Source organism: Rhodococcus sp. MS13 (assembly GCF_013277835.1).
GTDB classification, from domain to species: domain Bacteria; phylum Actinomycetota; class Actinomycetes; order Mycobacteriales; family Mycobacteriaceae; genus Rhodococcus_F; species Rhodococcus_F erythropolis.
This window is the reverse complement of sequence record NZ_VBTL01000007.1, coordinates 144,612-159,505: the sequence shown is the minus strand read 5'-3', so window position 1 is coordinate 159,505 and position 14,894 is coordinate 144,612. Positions and strand designations below refer to the sequence as shown.

Below are 14,894 nucleotides of genomic sequence, written 5' to 3'. Positions count from 1 at the left end.
GGCTATCGCTACGAACTCGACGCGTCGGGCGTCGTTCGGCCTCCTGATCCGCGCGCTGCGCGTACCAGGAGTTCCGGACTTGACACCAACGCCTTGCGCCACGGAAGTACCCCGTCGATCTCGATCTGAATCGACAGGCTCAACACGGTCCGAATCAGAACGATCATGCCCAGAACTGCGGCGTCGGTCAGCGACGGTGAAGACGTCACAGTCTTCACCAGATCAGCGGCGACAAGGATCTCGAGCCCGAGAAGGATGACCGCACCCATCGTCTCGCGCAGAGTGCGAAACGCTGAACTACCGTCGCGCGTTCGACTCCAGGCGCGCCCCGCGATCACGAATGCGAACACGAACCCGAGGACCATGGCGACAACACCGAGTACTTCGAACCATTCGGTGACAAGCTCGAAGAACCTGATTTTGTCCATGATCATGATTCTCGAGGTAATGCACCGATAAGTCGAGGTGACACGACGGAGTCAGCTGAAGATCCGCTCGATGTCGTCGAGTCGCAGCTCGGTCGCGCGAGGAGAATAGCCCGAGCCCCACAGGCTGTCGTCGACGTAATGGACGTTCCCCGAGCGGACAGCGGGAAGACGCTCCCAGAGCGGGTTCATTGCCAACTGCGCGCGGACGTCCTGCTGGTCCTGGAATGCACCCACGATGATCACGTCGCTGGTCACCTGATCGAGTTGCTCCGCTGTGAGTGTGCGGGTGAACTCCTCCGATGTAGCTCGATCGCCCGGGAAACCGAGAGCATCGAGAAGAGCGTCGACCTGGTTGTAGACGACACCGTTTTCGCCGGTACGCAGCAGCGTCACCGACGGTAGCGAGCCGAGGGCCGAGAGCCGATCCTTGATTGTGAGGAGGCGCTCTTCCGTTCTCGCGTTCAATTCCGCAGCAGCTTCTTCCTGTCGGACCGCGACGCCCATCGAGGTGACCAACTTCTTCATCTCGTCCCACGTGAGGTACCCGTTGAAGCCGGCGAACACTGGAACACCGGTCGCAGAGAGTTCGTCGTAGGACTTTGCCGCATAAGCATTTCCGGCGGTCAGGAGCATGACGATCAGATCCGGCGACGCGCCGATGATCGCTTCCTTGTTCCACGTTCCCGCCGTGCCGAGGTTCGGGATGTTCGCCGCCTCCGGCATCGTGCGCAACACCGCGTCGCCGCCCACCCCTTCGAGACCGAAGAAGCCGCCGACGATCTTCTCCGGCGGCACACCGAGGTCGAGGACCGTCGCCATGGCGCTGACGTGGGCGATGACCATTCGCTGCGGATCCGACGGAATCTCGACACTGCCCGTCTCATCCTGCACTGTGACGAGACCACTTGGCGCCGAGCCGTTTTCGTCGCTGCTGCACGCTGCCAGCAATGTCGCAGCCGCGACACCGAGCCCGGCGCCGAGGAATCCCCTGCGTGTCAGCGCATCGACGATGCGTTCCCACTGCTCGTCTGTATCGAGTGTGGTGTTATCGAGTGCGGGCGCCAGGCAGATCGAGTTCGGCACAGTTCGGTCCATTCGTTCGAGCGGTCGAAGATCTCCTCGATTGTGGCTATCGAACCGTCGAAACTGAACAGGATTTCGAGCCGACATCTATCGCTGTCCGGTCACACCTTCTTGACGACACTCGACTTCAATTGCATCGGTCCGATGCCGTCGACCTTGCAGTCGATGTCGTGGTCGCCAACGCCCTGAACAAGGCGGATGTTGCGCACTTTCGTACCTGACTTGATGCCGGTCGGACTGCCCTTCACCTTGAGCGTCTTGACGACCGTCACCGTGTCTCCGTCCGCAAGGATGTTTCCTACGGCATCTTTCACCACACCCAGTTTCACCACACCCGAGTCCTCGCCGGCACTATCGGTCGGCGCCCACTCGTGCGCGCAGGACGGGCAGACCATCAACGCGCCCATCTCGTAGGTGTATTCGCCGGCGCATTCGGGGCAAGGGGGCAAGGTGTCTTCCACGCGGTTCATCCTATCCACCAGGCACCCGATCCCCATTTTTGCATTTCATGAGGCATTCTTGGGCGAAATATTGCATTCGATGAAACTTTGCACTCTATGCAATTATGGATGAAATGGGAACCGAAACTCTCGGATTGCGCGAACGAAAACGAATTGCGACGAGGCAGCTGATCGAGCACACTGCCGTCGAACTCGTCCTCGACCTGGGCTACGACGAAGTGACTGTCGAGAAGATCTGCGAGGCCTGCAATCTGTCGACCCGCACGTTCTTCAACTACTTCCCCACCAAGGACGCGGCGATCGGTGGGCTCATGCTCGTCGTGCCAAGTGAGGCAACCATGCTCACGCTCATCGGCGAGCACCCGGACGATCCGCTGCGCGGCGCCCTCGCGGTCTTCGAGGCGGCGATGCAGATCGTCGACGAGCGACCCGATCTGCTCGCGCATCGACGCGAATTGTTCGAACGTCATCCCACGCTGTTGCAACAACATCTGGCCACCTTCCACGATCTTGAAGACACGCTCACCCGGATCCTCACGCGGGAGTTGTCGCACAGAACCGAGTATCGCCGCCTGCACGCGGATACAGCCGCTGCCGACGAAGCCACGGCAACGGTCATCACCGCAGGCGCCGCGATGCGTTACGTCTTCCGAAAATGGCAGAACAGTGAACGGGCAAGCCCCAGAACCGACTTGCTTGATCCGGCACTACTCCTGATGGCTCGAATACTCAGGTCCGAGAGCTGATCCACACTCTCTCGCACCGGCTGTCACTCAACTAAGGAACTACATGTCCACTCGAGAAGCTGCGACCGTCGAGCCCGACGGCACGCATACCGATACCGAGGCCGCGCCGGACAAACGGTCGATCATCCTCGTTTTTGTCGGGCTTATGATCACGATGCTTCTGGCATCGCTCGACCAGATGATCTTCAGCACCGCGCTCCCGACCATCGTGGGTGAATTGAACGGCGTCAACCACATGGTCTGGGTGACGACGGCATACATCCTCGCCTCGACCGTCATGATGCCGGTGTACGGAAAACTCGGTGACCTGATCGGGCGCAAGGGCCTCTTCATCGGCGCCATCAGCATTTTCATCGTCGGTTCGGTGATCGGCGGTCTGTCCCACGACATGACCACACTCATCGCTGGTCGAGCCGTGCAAGGACTCGGCGGCGGCGGATTGATCCTGCTGTCCCAGGCGATCATCGCCGACGTCGTCCCGGCCAGGCAACGCGGCCGGTACATGGGTGCGATGGGCGGCGTGTTCGCACTGGCTTCGGTTGCCGGCCCCCTTCTCGGTGGATGGTTCACCGAGGGCATCGGCTGGCGCTGGGCATTCTGGATCAACATCCCCCTCGGACTCCTCGCAATCGCGAGCGCAATGGCATTCCTTCACCTGCGGAAGCCGAACCTCGGCAAACCTCGCATCGACTATCTGGGAATGGTCCTCGTCGCAACGGCCGCAACCTGTCTGATCCTGTTCACCACCTGGGGCGGCAACACCTACGCCTGGGGGTCAGGCGTCATCATCGGGTTGATCATCGGCTGCATCGTGACCGCAGTGGCGTTTGTCTTCGTCGAGAAGCGTGCTGACGAACCGGTAATTCCGATGCACCTGTTCGCTCAGCGAAACTTCGTGTTGACCACCGTCGCGGGTCTGATCATCGGCATCGCGATGTTCGGTGCGCTCGCCTACCTGCCGACCTACATCCAGATGGTGACAGGCAAGAACGCCACCGAAGCAGGACTGATGATGATTCCGATGATGGCAGGCCTGCTGGTCGCCTCCATCGGATCCGGTCAGCTGGTCAGCAAGACCGGCCGCTACAAGATCTTCCCCATCGTCGGAACATCCATCGTCGCAGTCGCTCTTGTCCTGCTCTCACGTCTGACGCCGTCGACCTCACTGCTGGTCTTCGGTTGCTACATCGCACTCATGGGTATCGGCCTCGGCCTCGTCATGCAGATCTTGATCTTGATCGTGCAAAACACCTTCCCCGCGGCCGAAGTGGGAACGGCCACCGCGTCGAACAACTTCTTCCGTCAGATCGGTGCGTCGTTGGGCAGCGCGATCGTGGGCAGCCTGTTCGCCTCGCGTCTGACCAATCTCCTGGCCGAGCGACTCCCCGCGAATGGCGGCGCGGTCGGTGGTGACGAGAACTCCTTGACCCCGGGAATCCTCTGGAAGTTGCCCAGCCAGGTTCGCGAGATCATCGTCGGTGCGTACAACGACGCGCTGGCGCCGATCTTCCTGTACCTCGTCCCCTTGGTCATCGCGGCAGTTGTCCTGTTGCTCTTCGTCAAGGAGAAGCCACTCGCGACGACGATCGATCGCTCGGCACCCCCGCTCGAGTAATTGACTATCGTGGCGTGATGTCGCACGCACCGAATACGCCCAGACGCACTCTCGCTGTTCTGGGCGTATTCGGCGTTGTGGTGGTCGTAGCTGTCGCCGGCGCACTGTGGTGGTTCGCGCGCGGCGACGACGCTCTTGCCGGCGAGAATCTCGATTCGTTCCCGGCCGTCGACCACGGCATTCTCAGCGCTCAGCAGAGTGCGCTACTGGGCGTCCTCGAGCAAGAGTGGGAGTCAGGGAGTCCCGGCACCAAGTACGCCGAGGGCGTCGAGGAATCGTGGTGTGCCGATTTCGTGAGCTGGTCGATGAACCAGATCGGCACGCCGTTCTCGAACCCCAACTCAGGGTCGTGGCGCATCCCCGGGGTGTACACGCTGCAGGAGTATTACGAGTCGGTCGACGCGTTTGTCCCCTACGGTCAGGACTACCAGCCCAAGGTCGGCGACACGATCCTGTACGGCGACTCGAGCCCCTTCGGCCAACACGTCAACGTCGTTCTGGTCAACGACGGCGGCACTCTGACGACCGTCGGCGGCAACGAGAACAACAAGGTCATGCTCCATCGCATCGTCCCGTCGGAAGTCCCGGGGATCGTCGGGTTCGGCGTCATCTGAGCCACCCCCGCCGTCGTTGCTTGATGGTTCTTGCGATGTGCAGAGGTGAGGCTACAGATTCGGGGTTGCCGTTGGATGGCACTTGCTATCAACCAATATTCGGATAATTCCGTGTTTCCGTCATTGACAGATATTAGACATCTGTGAAGAAGTTTCCCTGCCAACTAGATTCATATCCAGCTGCCCCCTACCTCAGACAGGAATTCGATGCGCCCTGGTGAGCTGACCACCCTCGAGCAGATACAGCTCATGGCCCGCGCGCCTGCTGCGCAGGCCATGAGCACGCCGTCGATGCTCCGGCTGCGGCTCGGCCGCTACCCCACTCGCACACCCGAACTGCGCAAACGCCCACTCCCCGACACCAAGCTGTGCAGCGAAGCGCTCGATCACGCCAGAGGAACCCTCTCCCCCGCGGTCTTGAACCACAGCCTGCGCTGCTGGATCTGGGCCGACGCCTTCGCGCAGATCGATGCGATCGAGTACGACCCCGAAGATCTCTTCACTGCGTGCGCCCTTCACGATGTCGGACTGGGCGCAAAAGGATCGGCCGAGCACGGGTGTTTCACCTACATCAGTGCCGCAGACGCAGAAGAACTCGCGACCAGAGTGGGAACTTCGGAGAGGTCGGTACAGCGAATCGGCGAAGCGATCCGTCTGCACATGGATCTGACCGTCGACCGCGGCGCGGGCGCTGACGCCTATCTACTGCATGCCGCAGCGCATTTCGACGTTGCCGGTCGGCGTCCGCCCGAAATTCCGCGGGCAACTGTTGATGCAACAATCGCGGAGTACCCGCGAACAGGGTTCACCGACGAGTTCGCGCAATCGATGCGGCGCGAGGTCGAGCTCCGTCCGCACTCTCGCGCGGCGACGCTCTGGAGATCGGGAATGGCCCTGCCGTTGCGTACCAATCCCCTGGATTGGAAGAGCCGGTAACTACGAAAAGTCCTCGAGCACTGCAGTTCGCGGCCCTCCGACGTTCCCGGTATTCACCACGCCGACGGGTTCGATCAACATCACCTCCGCTTCTTCCTCGGCGATCGGGCAATGTTCGACTCCGCGAGGTACCACGAACAGTTCACCGGGCCCCAGTGGAACATCTCCGTTTCGGAGTTGGATTCGAATCTGCCCCTTCGTCACCAGGAACATTTCGTCGGTGTCGGTGTGGGAGTGCCAGACGAATTCACCTTTGATCTTGACGATCTTGATCTCGTAATCATTGAGGACCGCAATCTTCTTGGGCGACCAGTGCTCGGTGAACTGACCGAACTTCTCGCGGAGCGATACCGCTGTTGCCGAACTGTTCATGTTGTTCCTCCCTCGGGCGCGCCACCACCGCGATGACGACCCCGCCACTCTTCGTCACCCGCGGCAGCTGCGTCTTGTACGTTTCTGACATGGATCCCCGCGGCGCACAGATCACCGCGTGGGCACCGGGCCTCGCGGGAATCACCGAGGTCTTCCATGCCGATTTCGTCGGACACGCCTATCCCAAACACACGCACGATCAGTGGTCTCTGATGCTCGTCGACCGCGGCACGATTGCATACGACCTCGATCATCGCGCTCATGGCGCAGCACCCGAGATCGTGACTCTGTTGCCGCCAGGCATCGCACACGACGGAGTTCCGGTCACCGAGGCCGGATTTCGTCAACGAATCCTTTACCTCGACACGTCAGTTCTCGGCGAGGTCCTCATAGGCCTGGCGGTGGACAGTCCCGAGATTCGAGACCCTCTGCTGCGCCACCGCATCGATCAACTGCACTCTGCACTCGGCCCTGACGGCGAACCACTCGAAGCCGAAAGTCGCCTGGGGTTCCTCGCTGAAAGATTAAACGAGATCCTCACGCCGGCCACAGGTCGATCCCGTCACACGCCGACCGTTGACGAACGCGTTGCCGATCAACTTCGGGACCTGCTCGATGCGCGACTCACAACGGGAATCACGATGCGGGAAGCGTCGAACATCCTGCAACGGAACCCCACGTATCTGATCAAGAACTTCGCGAAGCATTTCGGGCTTCCGCCTCACAAGTACGTGACGGGACGTCGAATCGATCTGGCGCGACGCGCAATCCTCGCCGGGCGCGAATTGGCGGACGTGGCCGTCGACGTCGGATTCCACGATCAATCCCACCTGTCGCGGCACTTCGTCAAGCATGTCGGGGCGCCGCCCGGTAAATACGCACTGAACGTGGTCGGCAGAGCGCGCTAGTCGAAGCACCTGGCACCGGTTTCGTCGAGCAGACACTGGTTCCGGTCAGCTGGAGTCTGTGTCCACTGAATGAAAACGGTGTCAGGTCCCAACGATCAAGCAGCCGTCTCGAGGTCGACCAGGAGGAAGTCCTCGCGCAGCGGCCCGTATTCACGATCGGTCAGCTGATACGAGCGCAATGCGCGAGGCGCGCGGGCCAACTCGTAGAACCGCTCGGACCCGGACACGAATTGCCTCGATGCCCAACCCCAGTTCGGGCCGTGCGGAAACTTCGGGTCGGGCAGCATGTCGGACTCCATCGACATCAGCCGTAGACGGCGAACCACTCCGGTAGTTGAGGCATTCTCGTCGAAATCGGTCCACGCCTGACGGGCATTTGTGTCGTCACGAGGAGTTCCGGCGCGTAGTTGCAAAGCGCCCGCGGCTTCGATCCGAGACGGCAACGGTAGTTCGGCGTCGAACATGAATTGCAGTGCGCCGACGCGAGCGATCGCCGGCTGGACCGGCTCCCGGATGTCTGACCCGTCGCGAGGCAGTCTCCACATCAATGGTTTCGAACTCGTTCGCACTTCCGCCGTCAAGAGCCACGCCGGCTCGACTACCGCCCACCTGCTCGGGCTGTCGACATTCCAGGAGAGTCCCCACCGGACGGTCTCCCCCAATTCGGGAGGAACGAACCACCGAAGACGCAGAGCGTCGACCACTACCGGCGTGATCATCGTGTCGAAGTTCGCCGACGCACCGACCACTCGACCGGCTCCACCGCATCGTCCAGCCCGAGAACCACGCGAGCTGCATTGCGCCCTTGATCGAACAGGGACTGGCGAACTGTGGTCAAGCCGGCGTCCGATGCGGCTGTTGTGTCGTCCCATCCGACGACTGCGACATCGTCGGGCAGCGCGAGGCCGAGTTCACGGATCGCGTCCAGAACCCCCAGAGCCAGTTCGTCACTCATCGCCAAGATGACATCGGGCCTTCTGCTCTCGGGAACGTCGAGAAGGGACCGAGCCATCCGCGCACCCTCGCTCCGCTCGTTGACGGTGACGACCCCCACCCGCACCGAGGGCCAATCGAGGCCCGCGTCGCGGACGGCGCGCTCGTAGCCCTCGAGCCGATGGCGGGACACCGGAAAGAACGCTTCACTTGAAACCACGTCCATCCGAATCTCGGACCGACGCTCACGATCCCACGGAAGGCTGATCACCGCGGGCCGCTGCGCCCCCGACAACCCGACTGCCGCGATTGCAACGGCGCCGGCAACATCGTCCATCCCGACGAGATCCACACCCTCGTGCAACGGCCCACCCTGGATGCATGCGGGTTTTCCGGTGCCGACAATCGCGTCGAGGATGGGATCGTCGAAGACGGTGGTCCAGACGACAAAACCGTCTACTGCCGCGTCGCGAACTCTGTCGACGTCTCCCGGTTTCCCCGAGTTCGGCAGCATCATCAGCCCGGCGTTCGCATCCAGGCACGCTTCGGCGACTCCCGAGAGGAATCGCCGAGCTACTGCGTCTTCGAAGGCGTACGTCAGCTTCTCGCTGAAGACGACCGCGATGTTGTTGAATTTCCCGCTCCGCAAGGACTGCGCCGCCCGGTTAGGGCCCGCGTACTCGAGCTCTTCGGCGGCGGCGAACACCTTGGCTCGCGTTGATTCAGACACGCGCTCGGGCTGTGCGAAGGAGTACGACACCGACATCACCGACACGCCTGCGGCCTTGGCGACGTCGGCCATCGTCGGTCGACTCGAACGCTGCGCACGTATGGCCATGAGCATCAGCATAGCGAGTGCAGAATATCCATTGCGCAGGTGTGTATCGATACATGTATCGTTACACAACATGACTGTTCGACTGCCGAAGGCAACCACGCTACGGCTGATGACACTGGCCGGAGCAGCCTTCGCCTACGTGACGGCCGAAATGCTCCCCGTCGGACTGCTCAGCGAAATCTCGACGGACCTCGACGTCACCGAAGGGCGTGTCGGCCTACTGCTGACCTTCTACGCATACGGTGTCGCGGTCTTGACGCTTCCGCTGATCGGAGCGGTCAAAACCTGGCCGCGCCGACGTGTTGTCGTTCTGACGGTGGCCACCCTCGCGGTGTCGCAACTGGTCGCAGCATTGGCCGTCAACTATCCGATGCTGGTGATCGGACGATTGCTCTGCGCTGCGACGCACGGAGTGTTCTGGGCTGTCGTTGCCCCGGTCGCAGCCACTCTGGTTCCGCGCGGACAACAGGGCAAGGCAATCGCGATGGTGTATGCCGGTACGTCTCTCGCTTTTGTTCTCGGAGGTCCACTGTCTTCGGCGATCGGCCAATCCTGGGGTTGGCGGACTGCGTCGGCGGCAATCGGTGTGGTGGCAGTGGTCATCGCTTTCTCACTGCATCGTGCGTTGCCCGAAATGCCGGTCGATCAACACCATCGGAGCAAGCGAGACAAACCGAAGCCGACACCGGCGATGAAACGGGCACTCGCCGTCATCTGCGCGGCAACGCTGTTTGCCGCCCTGGGGCAGTTCGCTTCGTACACGTTCTTCACACTTCTGGTGGAGGAAAGCCTCGGCTCGTCCGGTGGCATCCGTACCGCGATGCTTCTGGTCTACGGCGCCGCCGGCGCAGTCGGAGTGTTGGTCGCCGGCAAGTACTACGACCGCCGACCGCGTCTCTTCACGCTCATCTCGATCGCGACGGTGGCAGGCGCGCTGGCCATCTTCTGGCTCTTGGCGCCGTCGATGGGAGCGTTCGCCGTCGTCGCCACGATCTTGTGGGGTGCGGCGTTCACCACCGTTCCGATCTGCCTCCAGTCCTCGGTTCTGCGCGCCGTTCCGATCGGGACCGACCGTGCCTCGGCCATCTACGTCGTCGTGTTCCAGATCGCGATTGCTACGGGTGCCTTGCTCGGCTCTGCCGTCGTCGACGGTGGCGGGCTCTCACATCTGGCGGGCATCGGGGTCGCTCTGATGATCGGTTCGTTGGTGATAGTCGGGTTCGGCCGACGCGCATTTCCCCGCGAACCGCAGCGGTCTACTCACTCCCCCACCGACGCGGCAGCGACGGTCGCGTCGTAGATCAGGGTGTATCGCCAGAACAGTCGTCTCCTGATCCGGCTACCTGGCAAACACAACGCGGCCGCGCGTCGGACGTCAGCCATCGACTCACCCGGTTCCGCGGTGGGAGCCGTCATCGCCTTCAGTGGCTCGGAGGCAACCCGTCGATGCTTGACGACGCCGACGACGGGATTGCACACGGTCGCCAACACCGACAGGAGTGCGTCGGTGGCTGTGGTCGATCGATAACACCCGACCACGACGAGCCGGCCGCCCGGTTCGAGCAGGCCGCTCAGCCGCTTCATCGACTCCTCGAGTGGAAGATGGTGCAACGCTGCAACGACTGTGATCGCGTCGTACTTCGCCTCGTATGCAAAGTCCTCGATCCGCCGCGCTTCGATGATCACGTTCTCGTCGTCGACAAACCTTGCGCGCACGGCGGCCGACGTCGTCAGGTCAGGTTCCACACCGACCACCACGTCGAACCGCCGCCGCAAGAGGTCGATCAGATTGCCGGTCCCGCTCCCCACGTCGAGAGCGCGACCGGACCTGACCCCGCGCAGATTACGTAGAACCCACCGGCCGTAGTGATCGTTGTGACTCCACGGATGGCGTCGGTTGAAACCGTCCAAGCGCGCAATCACACCCATACCCGACGGTATCAATCCGAGCCCGGGCACCGGCCGTCACAACCGCGGGTCGACCGGCTCCGATTCGAGAGCCAACACTGCGAACACGGCCTGGTGCGCTCGCCACAAAGGTTCACGGTCGACGAGCCTGGATACCGCCTCCATGCCGAGCGCGTACTCGCGCAGCGCCATCGACTGCTTGTGTCCGAGGTTGCGGTTACGCAATCTCGCAAGAGTCGACGGTTCGAGGTAGTCGGCACCGTAGATCAATCGCAGGTACTCCCGGCCGCGGACCTTGATCCCCGGCTGAACCTTCGCGTTGTACCCCCGCGGTCCGTGAATCTGATTCGCCAGCGGTTTGACGACCATCCCCTCACCACCGTCACCGGTGAGCGACTCCCACCACTTCGTCGCTTCGGACACCGAGTCCTCGGAACCGAGATCGACCACCAGGCGACGTGTGGTGGTAAATCGACTCGGGCCGGCCGCGGCCAGGCGGTCCGAAATACCGAGGTGCCATTCGTGATCCCGTTCCCCGTACGACTGGCCCTCGGTCGCCAGAATCTGGAACGGCGCGATGGTGACGCCGTCCAGTCCGTTCGTCGGCCACACGTACCGTCGGTACGCCTCGCCGAAGCGCTCGATACTGGCGGCCCGAACAGTTGTCTGTTCGAACATCTCCGCCACGTCCAGGCCCCGCGACCCGGCCCGCGCCAACACGGCCTCGCGAGCTGTGAGGTCTGATCGCCCGGCCGCCGCAACCGACGCGTACTGCGAGCGCAGCAGACCTTCCGCTTTGACGTTCCACGGCAACAGTTCGCAGTCGAGGAGCAGCCAGTCGGTGCCCAGCTCTTCCCACAACCCAGCGGAGGTGACTGCGGCGGCGATGTCATCGATCAACTGCTGAGTCAGGTCGTCGTCGAAGAACTGGCGGCCGGTGCGGGTGTGCACCATCCCGGTGAGCGCATCCGGTGCGTCGAAGCGGGACTGAGCAACCGATCGATCACGGCACACGAGCACCACTGCCCGCGAACCCATGTGCTTCTCTTCGCAGATAACTGTTCCGATTCCGCCGGCCCGGTATGCGTCGAACGCGGTCGACGGGTGTTCCAGATAGTCATCGGATTGGGCGCTCGCGCAGGGCGCCATGGTCGGCGGTAGGTACCGCAGCCATTGCGGCGCGACCGCGAATCGGCTCATCACTTCCAAGGCGCCGGCAGCGTTGTCGGTGCGAACGGACACTCGACCTCGCAGTTCGGTGTCGACGCCTGTTGTTTCGAGGACGTCGGCGAGATCGAGCACGTCCGGATCGCGAGTCGGCGGTGCCAGCGGTACCACCGGCTCGTACCAAACCTGCTCCGCCGGAACCGACACGATCTCTCGTTCCGGGTATCGAAGGGCGGTGAGGGATCCACCGAACACACAGCCGGTGTCGAGGCACGCGGTGTTGTTGATCCATTCCACCTCGTGCACCGGAGTGTGACCGTAGAGGACCATCGCTGATCCTCGGTAGTCCTGCGCCCACGGGTATCGAACGGGCAAGCCGAATTCGTCCGTCTCACCGGTGGTTTCACCGTAGAGCGCAAAGCTTCGCACTCGGCCGGACGCCCTGTTGTGGTAGTCCTCCTTGAGACCGGCGTGCGCGACAACGAGTTTGCCGTCGTCCAGGACGAGGTGCGCGACGAGACCGTCACAGAAGTCGACGACGCTTTCGCGGAACTCCGCCGACTCGGTGGCCATCTGCTCGAGGGTCTCGGCGAGTCCGTGACTCGGCGTGACCTTCTTACCGCGCAGCGCCTTGACGAGTTTGTTCTCGTGGTTACCCGGAACCGCTATCGCATGTCCCGCCGCGACCATCCCCATGACCAGACGCAGCACACCGACCGAATCCGGACCTCGATCCACGTAGTCACCGAGGAAGACGGCTGTTCGCCCGTCCGGCGGCACCGCATCGACAGCTCTGCCATCCGTCCCGAAGTCGACGGTGTAGCCGAGTTTCACGAGGAGCGTCTCGAGCTCACTTCGACATCCGTGGATGTCACCGATGACGTCGAACGGACCACACTCGACACGCAGATCGCTGCGGAGCGGGTGGCGCAAGAATGTGGCTTCGGAAACCGCGTCCTCACCTCTGAGGATGTGAACCGAACGGAAACCTTCCTTACCCAACCCGCGGAGCGAGCGAGTCAACTGTTGGTGCTGGCGGCGAATCACGTCACGTCCGAACGTCCGATCAGAGCGTGCGTCGTTTCGTGCAGAACAGACCGATTCCGGAACATCGAGCACGACTGCCACCGGCAGTATGTCGTGCTCGCGAGCCAACGCAACGAGTCGCTTGCGCGCAGCGGGCTGGACGTTGGTCGCGTCGACCACCGTGAGGCGTCCGCGTCGCAAACGCTTGGCCGCGACGAACTCCAGCACTTCGAAAGCATCGGACGTCGACTCCTGTGAGTTCGGATCGTCACTGACCCACCCTCTGAATGTGTCACTCGAGAGGGTTTCGTACTCACCGAAGTGGCGCGCCGCAAAGGTCGACTTTCCCGAGCCACTGACGCCGATGAGTACTACCAGGGCGAGATCTGGAATCTCGTACACCGTCATGACGTTCGTGCCTCCTTCGTGAAGATTGCCATCTGTGTCGGCCCGCCGAGGACCGGATCAATTGCTCCGATAAATTCGAACTCCACGCAATAGCCGTGGACTCGGGCCGTTTCGGTTGCCCAGTCGTCGAATTGGGTCCGTGAGAACTCGAACCTGTGATCGGGGTGCCTGAACTCTCCCGCGGCCAATGCCGGATACAGCACGTTGTAGTCGGCATTCGGAGTAGTCAGCAGCACATACTGCGGTGCTGCGTCCACGAAGACCGATCTGACCAGCGCCGGCAGGCGCGCCGTGTCGACGTGCTCGACCACCTCCATCAGCACGGCTGCGTCGAAGCCTTTCAAGCGTGCGTCGCGGTACGTCGCGGACGACTGCATCAAAGACACACGTTCACGCTGGACGTCGGACATTTCGGTGAACTTCAATCTGCGTTGCGCCCGTGTCAGTTCGCGCGCGCTCACATCGACGCCGACAAGTTTGTCGAATCGAGCGTGCGGCATCAGCGCCTCGAGCAATTTACCTTCGCCACAACCGATATCGACAATTGTTCTCACGTGCAGTCGCTGAAGCGTCGCCAAAACTGCGTCGACGCGAAGGCGTGCCAGCGGCGGATCCGGTCTCGGTGCTTCGATCTGCGCCTCAGCTTGTTCGGGAATCAGTCGATCGACCACCGATTCGACCAGGTCGCGTCGACGAGCCAGGTAGCGGGACATGATCAGCGCGGAATCCGGATGCGACGCCAACCACTCTCCAGCGACGCGGATCAATTTGTCTGCCTCGTCAGGTCCCACCCAGTAGTGCTTCACATCGTCGAGGACGGGCAACAGCACGTAGAGGTGCCGTAGGGCACTCTGCACCGTGTGTTCCCCGGTCAGTGTCAGCGACACGAAGTCGGAGTTTCCCCACGTCGGTAGGTGCGGATCAAGCTGCACCGGTATCGCGGTCACGTCCCAGCCCAGCGGCTCGAACAGCCGACGAGGCAATTCCGCATCGCCGCCACACGGAACCACCGGAATCGAGACGGTCAACGCGAGTTCGGCTCCGACGAGTTCCGGGTGCGACTTGCACGTTCCCGTCAACGCGGTGCGAAACAGCTTCGACAGAGCAACCGAGAGTATGGACGACGCCGCATACGGCCGATCGTTGACGTACTCCCCCAGCGAAAAGTTGTCGCCACTCTTGCCGCGTCGATACCTACTCTGCACAAGTTCGATGGGGTCGACGTCCACAATCACTGCCACCGTGGTCTTTTCGGCCGAGGCCTCCGGGTACAGGACCGTGGCGGTGCCGATCGCCAAGTCGAAGCTTTGCACGCGGTCGGGATGTTTGTGCAGCAGGTAGCTCAACGCGGTCGCATCAGGAGTCTGCGGGGTCGGGGTGGACGTCAGTGTGAGTAGCACCAGGCGAATGTAGCCCGGCAAACGTCCGGGGCGCCTCCGATTTACGCGCCC

General features: G+C 62.2%; 15 protein-coding genes. 6 read left to right on the top strand and 9 right to left on the bottom strand.

Annotated features, from left to right (window positions below; translation table 11 throughout):
- Positions 1-8 precede the first annotated feature (8 nt).
- The 3 genes from FEZ59_RS14990 to FEZ59_RS14980 all read right to left on the bottom strand — a co-directional run bounded on the left by FEZ59_RS14990 (position 9) and on the right by FEZ59_RS14980 (position 1,972).
- On the bottom strand, positions 9-428 hold the full coding sequence (locus FEZ59_RS14990) for a DUF1622 domain-containing protein (protein WP_007728052.1): 420 nt from the start codon (positions 426-428) through the stop codon (positions 9-11).
- A gap of 51 nt (positions 429-479) precedes the next feature.
- Complete coding sequence (locus tag FEZ59_RS14985; RefSeq protein WP_259349279.1) at positions 480-1,511, bottom strand: ABC transporter substrate-binding protein; 1,032 nt, start codon at positions 1,509-1,511, stop codon at positions 480-482.
- A gap of 101 nt (positions 1,512-1,612) precedes the next feature.
- Positions 1,613-1,972 (bottom strand): zinc ribbon domain-containing protein YjdM, encoded by a 360-nt coding sequence (locus FEZ59_RS14980; RefSeq protein ID WP_020969567.1) that lies wholly within the window; start codon positions 1,970-1,972, stop codon positions 1,613-1,615.
- Positions 1,973-2,085: 113 nt separating this feature from the next.
- Between FEZ59_RS14980 and FEZ59_RS14975 the strand changes: the two genes are divergently transcribed.
- The 4 genes from FEZ59_RS14975 to FEZ59_RS14960 all read left to right on the top strand — a co-directional run bounded on the left by FEZ59_RS14975 (position 2,086) and on the right by FEZ59_RS14960 (position 5,883).
- Positions 2,086-2,718, top strand: coding sequence for a TetR/AcrR family transcriptional regulator (locus tag FEZ59_RS14975; protein WP_172932842.1), 633 nt, complete (start codon positions 2,086-2,088; stop codon positions 2,716-2,718).
- Between the two features lie 43 nt (positions 2,719-2,761).
- Positions 2,762-4,333, top strand: coding sequence for an MDR family MFS transporter (locus FEZ59_RS14970; RefSeq protein WP_020969565.1), 1,572 nt, complete (start codon positions 2,762-2,764; stop codon positions 4,331-4,333).
- Between the two features lie 17 nt (positions 4,334-4,350).
- The gene (locus tag FEZ59_RS14965) at positions 4,351-4,947 is read left to right on the top strand and encodes a CHAP domain-containing protein (RefSeq protein ID WP_021344205.1); all 597 of its coding nucleotides are present in this window, start codon (positions 4,351-4,353) and stop codon (positions 4,945-4,947) included.
- 207 nt (positions 4,948-5,154) lie between these two features.
- A complete protein-coding gene (locus FEZ59_RS14960) occupies positions 5,155-5,883 on the top strand; it encodes an HD domain-containing protein (RefSeq protein WP_134999227.1) in 729 nt (242 codons plus the stop codon).
- On the opposite strand, the gene FEZ59_RS14955 is transcribed toward FEZ59_RS14960, so the two are convergent.
- On the bottom strand, positions 5,884-6,255 hold the full coding sequence (locus tag FEZ59_RS14955) for a cupin domain-containing protein (RefSeq protein ID WP_020969562.1): 372 nt from the start codon (positions 6,253-6,255) through the stop codon (positions 5,884-5,886).
- An 89-nt stretch (positions 6,256-6,344) separates the two neighbouring features.
- On the opposite strand from FEZ59_RS14955, the gene FEZ59_RS14950 reads away from it, so the two are divergent.
- Positions 6,345-7,163, top strand: coding sequence for an AraC family transcriptional regulator (locus FEZ59_RS14950; protein ID WP_172932841.1), 819 nt, complete (start codon positions 6,345-6,347; stop codon positions 7,161-7,163).
- 95 nt (positions 7,164-7,258) lie between these two features.
- Here FEZ59_RS14950 and FEZ59_RS14945 read toward each other — a convergent pair whose 3' ends face one another.
- Positions 7,259-7,882 carry a hypothetical protein gene (locus tag FEZ59_RS14945; protein WP_202022886.1) on the bottom strand — a complete coding sequence of 208 codons (624 nt, stop codon included), beginning with the start codon at positions 7,880-7,882 and terminating at the stop codon, positions 7,259-7,261.
- Complete coding sequence (locus FEZ59_RS14940) at positions 7,879-8,934, bottom strand: LacI family DNA-binding transcriptional regulator (RefSeq protein ID WP_228117894.1); 1,056 nt, start codon at positions 8,932-8,934, stop codon at positions 7,879-7,881. Before FEZ59_RS14940 ends, FEZ59_RS14945 begins: the two co-directional genes overlap by 4 nt.
- Before the next feature lie 70 nt (positions 8,935-9,004).
- Between FEZ59_RS14940 and FEZ59_RS14935 the strand changes: the two genes are divergently transcribed.
- Positions 9,005-10,234 (top strand): MFS transporter, encoded by a 1,230-nt coding sequence (locus FEZ59_RS14935; protein WP_134999224.1) that lies wholly within the window; start codon positions 9,005-9,007, stop codon positions 10,232-10,234.
- Here the strand turns inward: FEZ59_RS14935 and FEZ59_RS14930 are convergent.
- From FEZ59_RS14930 to FEZ59_RS14920, 3 genes are read right to left on the bottom strand one after another with little or no spacing between them, the layout of a single operon-like run.
- Positions 10,195-10,863, bottom strand: coding sequence for a class I SAM-dependent methyltransferase (locus tag FEZ59_RS14930; RefSeq protein WP_070386082.1), 669 nt, complete (start codon positions 10,861-10,863; stop codon positions 10,195-10,197). The two genes, FEZ59_RS14935 and FEZ59_RS14930, sit on opposite strands and share 40 nt — an antisense overlap.
- A gap of 36 nt (positions 10,864-10,899) precedes the next feature.
- A complete protein-coding gene (locus tag FEZ59_RS14925; protein WP_172932840.1) occupies positions 10,900-13,443 on the bottom strand; it encodes a polynucleotide kinase-phosphatase in 2,544 nt (847 codons plus the stop codon).
- The gene (locus FEZ59_RS14920) at positions 13,440-14,864 is read right to left on the bottom strand and encodes a 3' terminal RNA ribose 2'-O-methyltransferase Hen1 (protein ID WP_153211192.1); all 1,425 of its coding nucleotides are present in this window, start codon (positions 14,862-14,864) and stop codon (positions 13,440-13,442) included. Before FEZ59_RS14920 ends, FEZ59_RS14925 begins: the two co-directional genes overlap by 4 nt.
- Positions 14,865-14,894: the final 30 nt, after the last annotated feature.

Bases quoted from the DNA above. Each gene is read 5' to 3' on its own strand.
- FEZ59_RS14990 (WP_007728052.1), bottom strand. From the start codon at position 428: ATGGACAAAATCAGGTTCTTCGAGCTTGTCACCGAATGGTTCGAAGTA.
- FEZ59_RS14975 (WP_172932842.1), top strand. From the start codon at position 2,086: ATGGGAACCGAAACTCTCGGATTGCGCGAACGAAAACGAATTGCGACG.
- FEZ59_RS14970 (WP_020969565.1), top strand. From the start codon at position 2,762: ATGTCCACTCGAGAAGCTGCGACCGTCGAGCCCGACGGCACGCATACC.
- FEZ59_RS14965 (WP_021344205.1), top strand. From the start codon at position 4,351: ATGTCGCACGCACCGAATACGCCCAGACGCACTCTCGCTGTTCTGGGC.
- FEZ59_RS14960 (WP_134999227.1), top strand. From the start codon at position 5,155: ATGCGCCCTGGTGAGCTGACCACCCTCGAGCAGATACAGCTCATGGCC.
- FEZ59_RS14955 (WP_020969562.1), bottom strand. From the start codon at position 6,255: ATGAACAGTTCGGCAACAGCGGTATCGCTCCGCGAGAAGTTCGGTCAG.
- FEZ59_RS14950 (WP_172932841.1), top strand. From the start codon at position 6,345: ATGGATCCCCGCGGCGCACAGATCACCGCGTGGGCACCGGGCCTCGCG.
- FEZ59_RS14945 (WP_202022886.1), bottom strand. From the start codon at position 7,882: ATGATCACGCCGGTAGTGGTCGACGCTCTGCGTCTTCGGTGGTTCGTT.
- FEZ59_RS14940 (WP_228117894.1), bottom strand. From the start codon at position 8,934: ATGGCCATACGTGCGCAGCGTTCGAGTCGACCGACGATGGCCGACGTC.
- FEZ59_RS14935 (WP_134999224.1), top strand. From the start codon at position 9,005: ATGACTGTTCGACTGCCGAAGGCAACCACGCTACGGCTGATGACACTG.
- FEZ59_RS14930 (WP_070386082.1), bottom strand. From the start codon at position 10,863: ATGGGTGTGATTGCGCGCTTGGACGGTTTCAACCGACGCCATCCGTGG.
- FEZ59_RS14925 (WP_172932840.1), bottom strand. From the start codon at position 13,443: ATGACGGTGTACGAGATTCCAGATCTCGCCCTGGTAGTACTCATCGGC.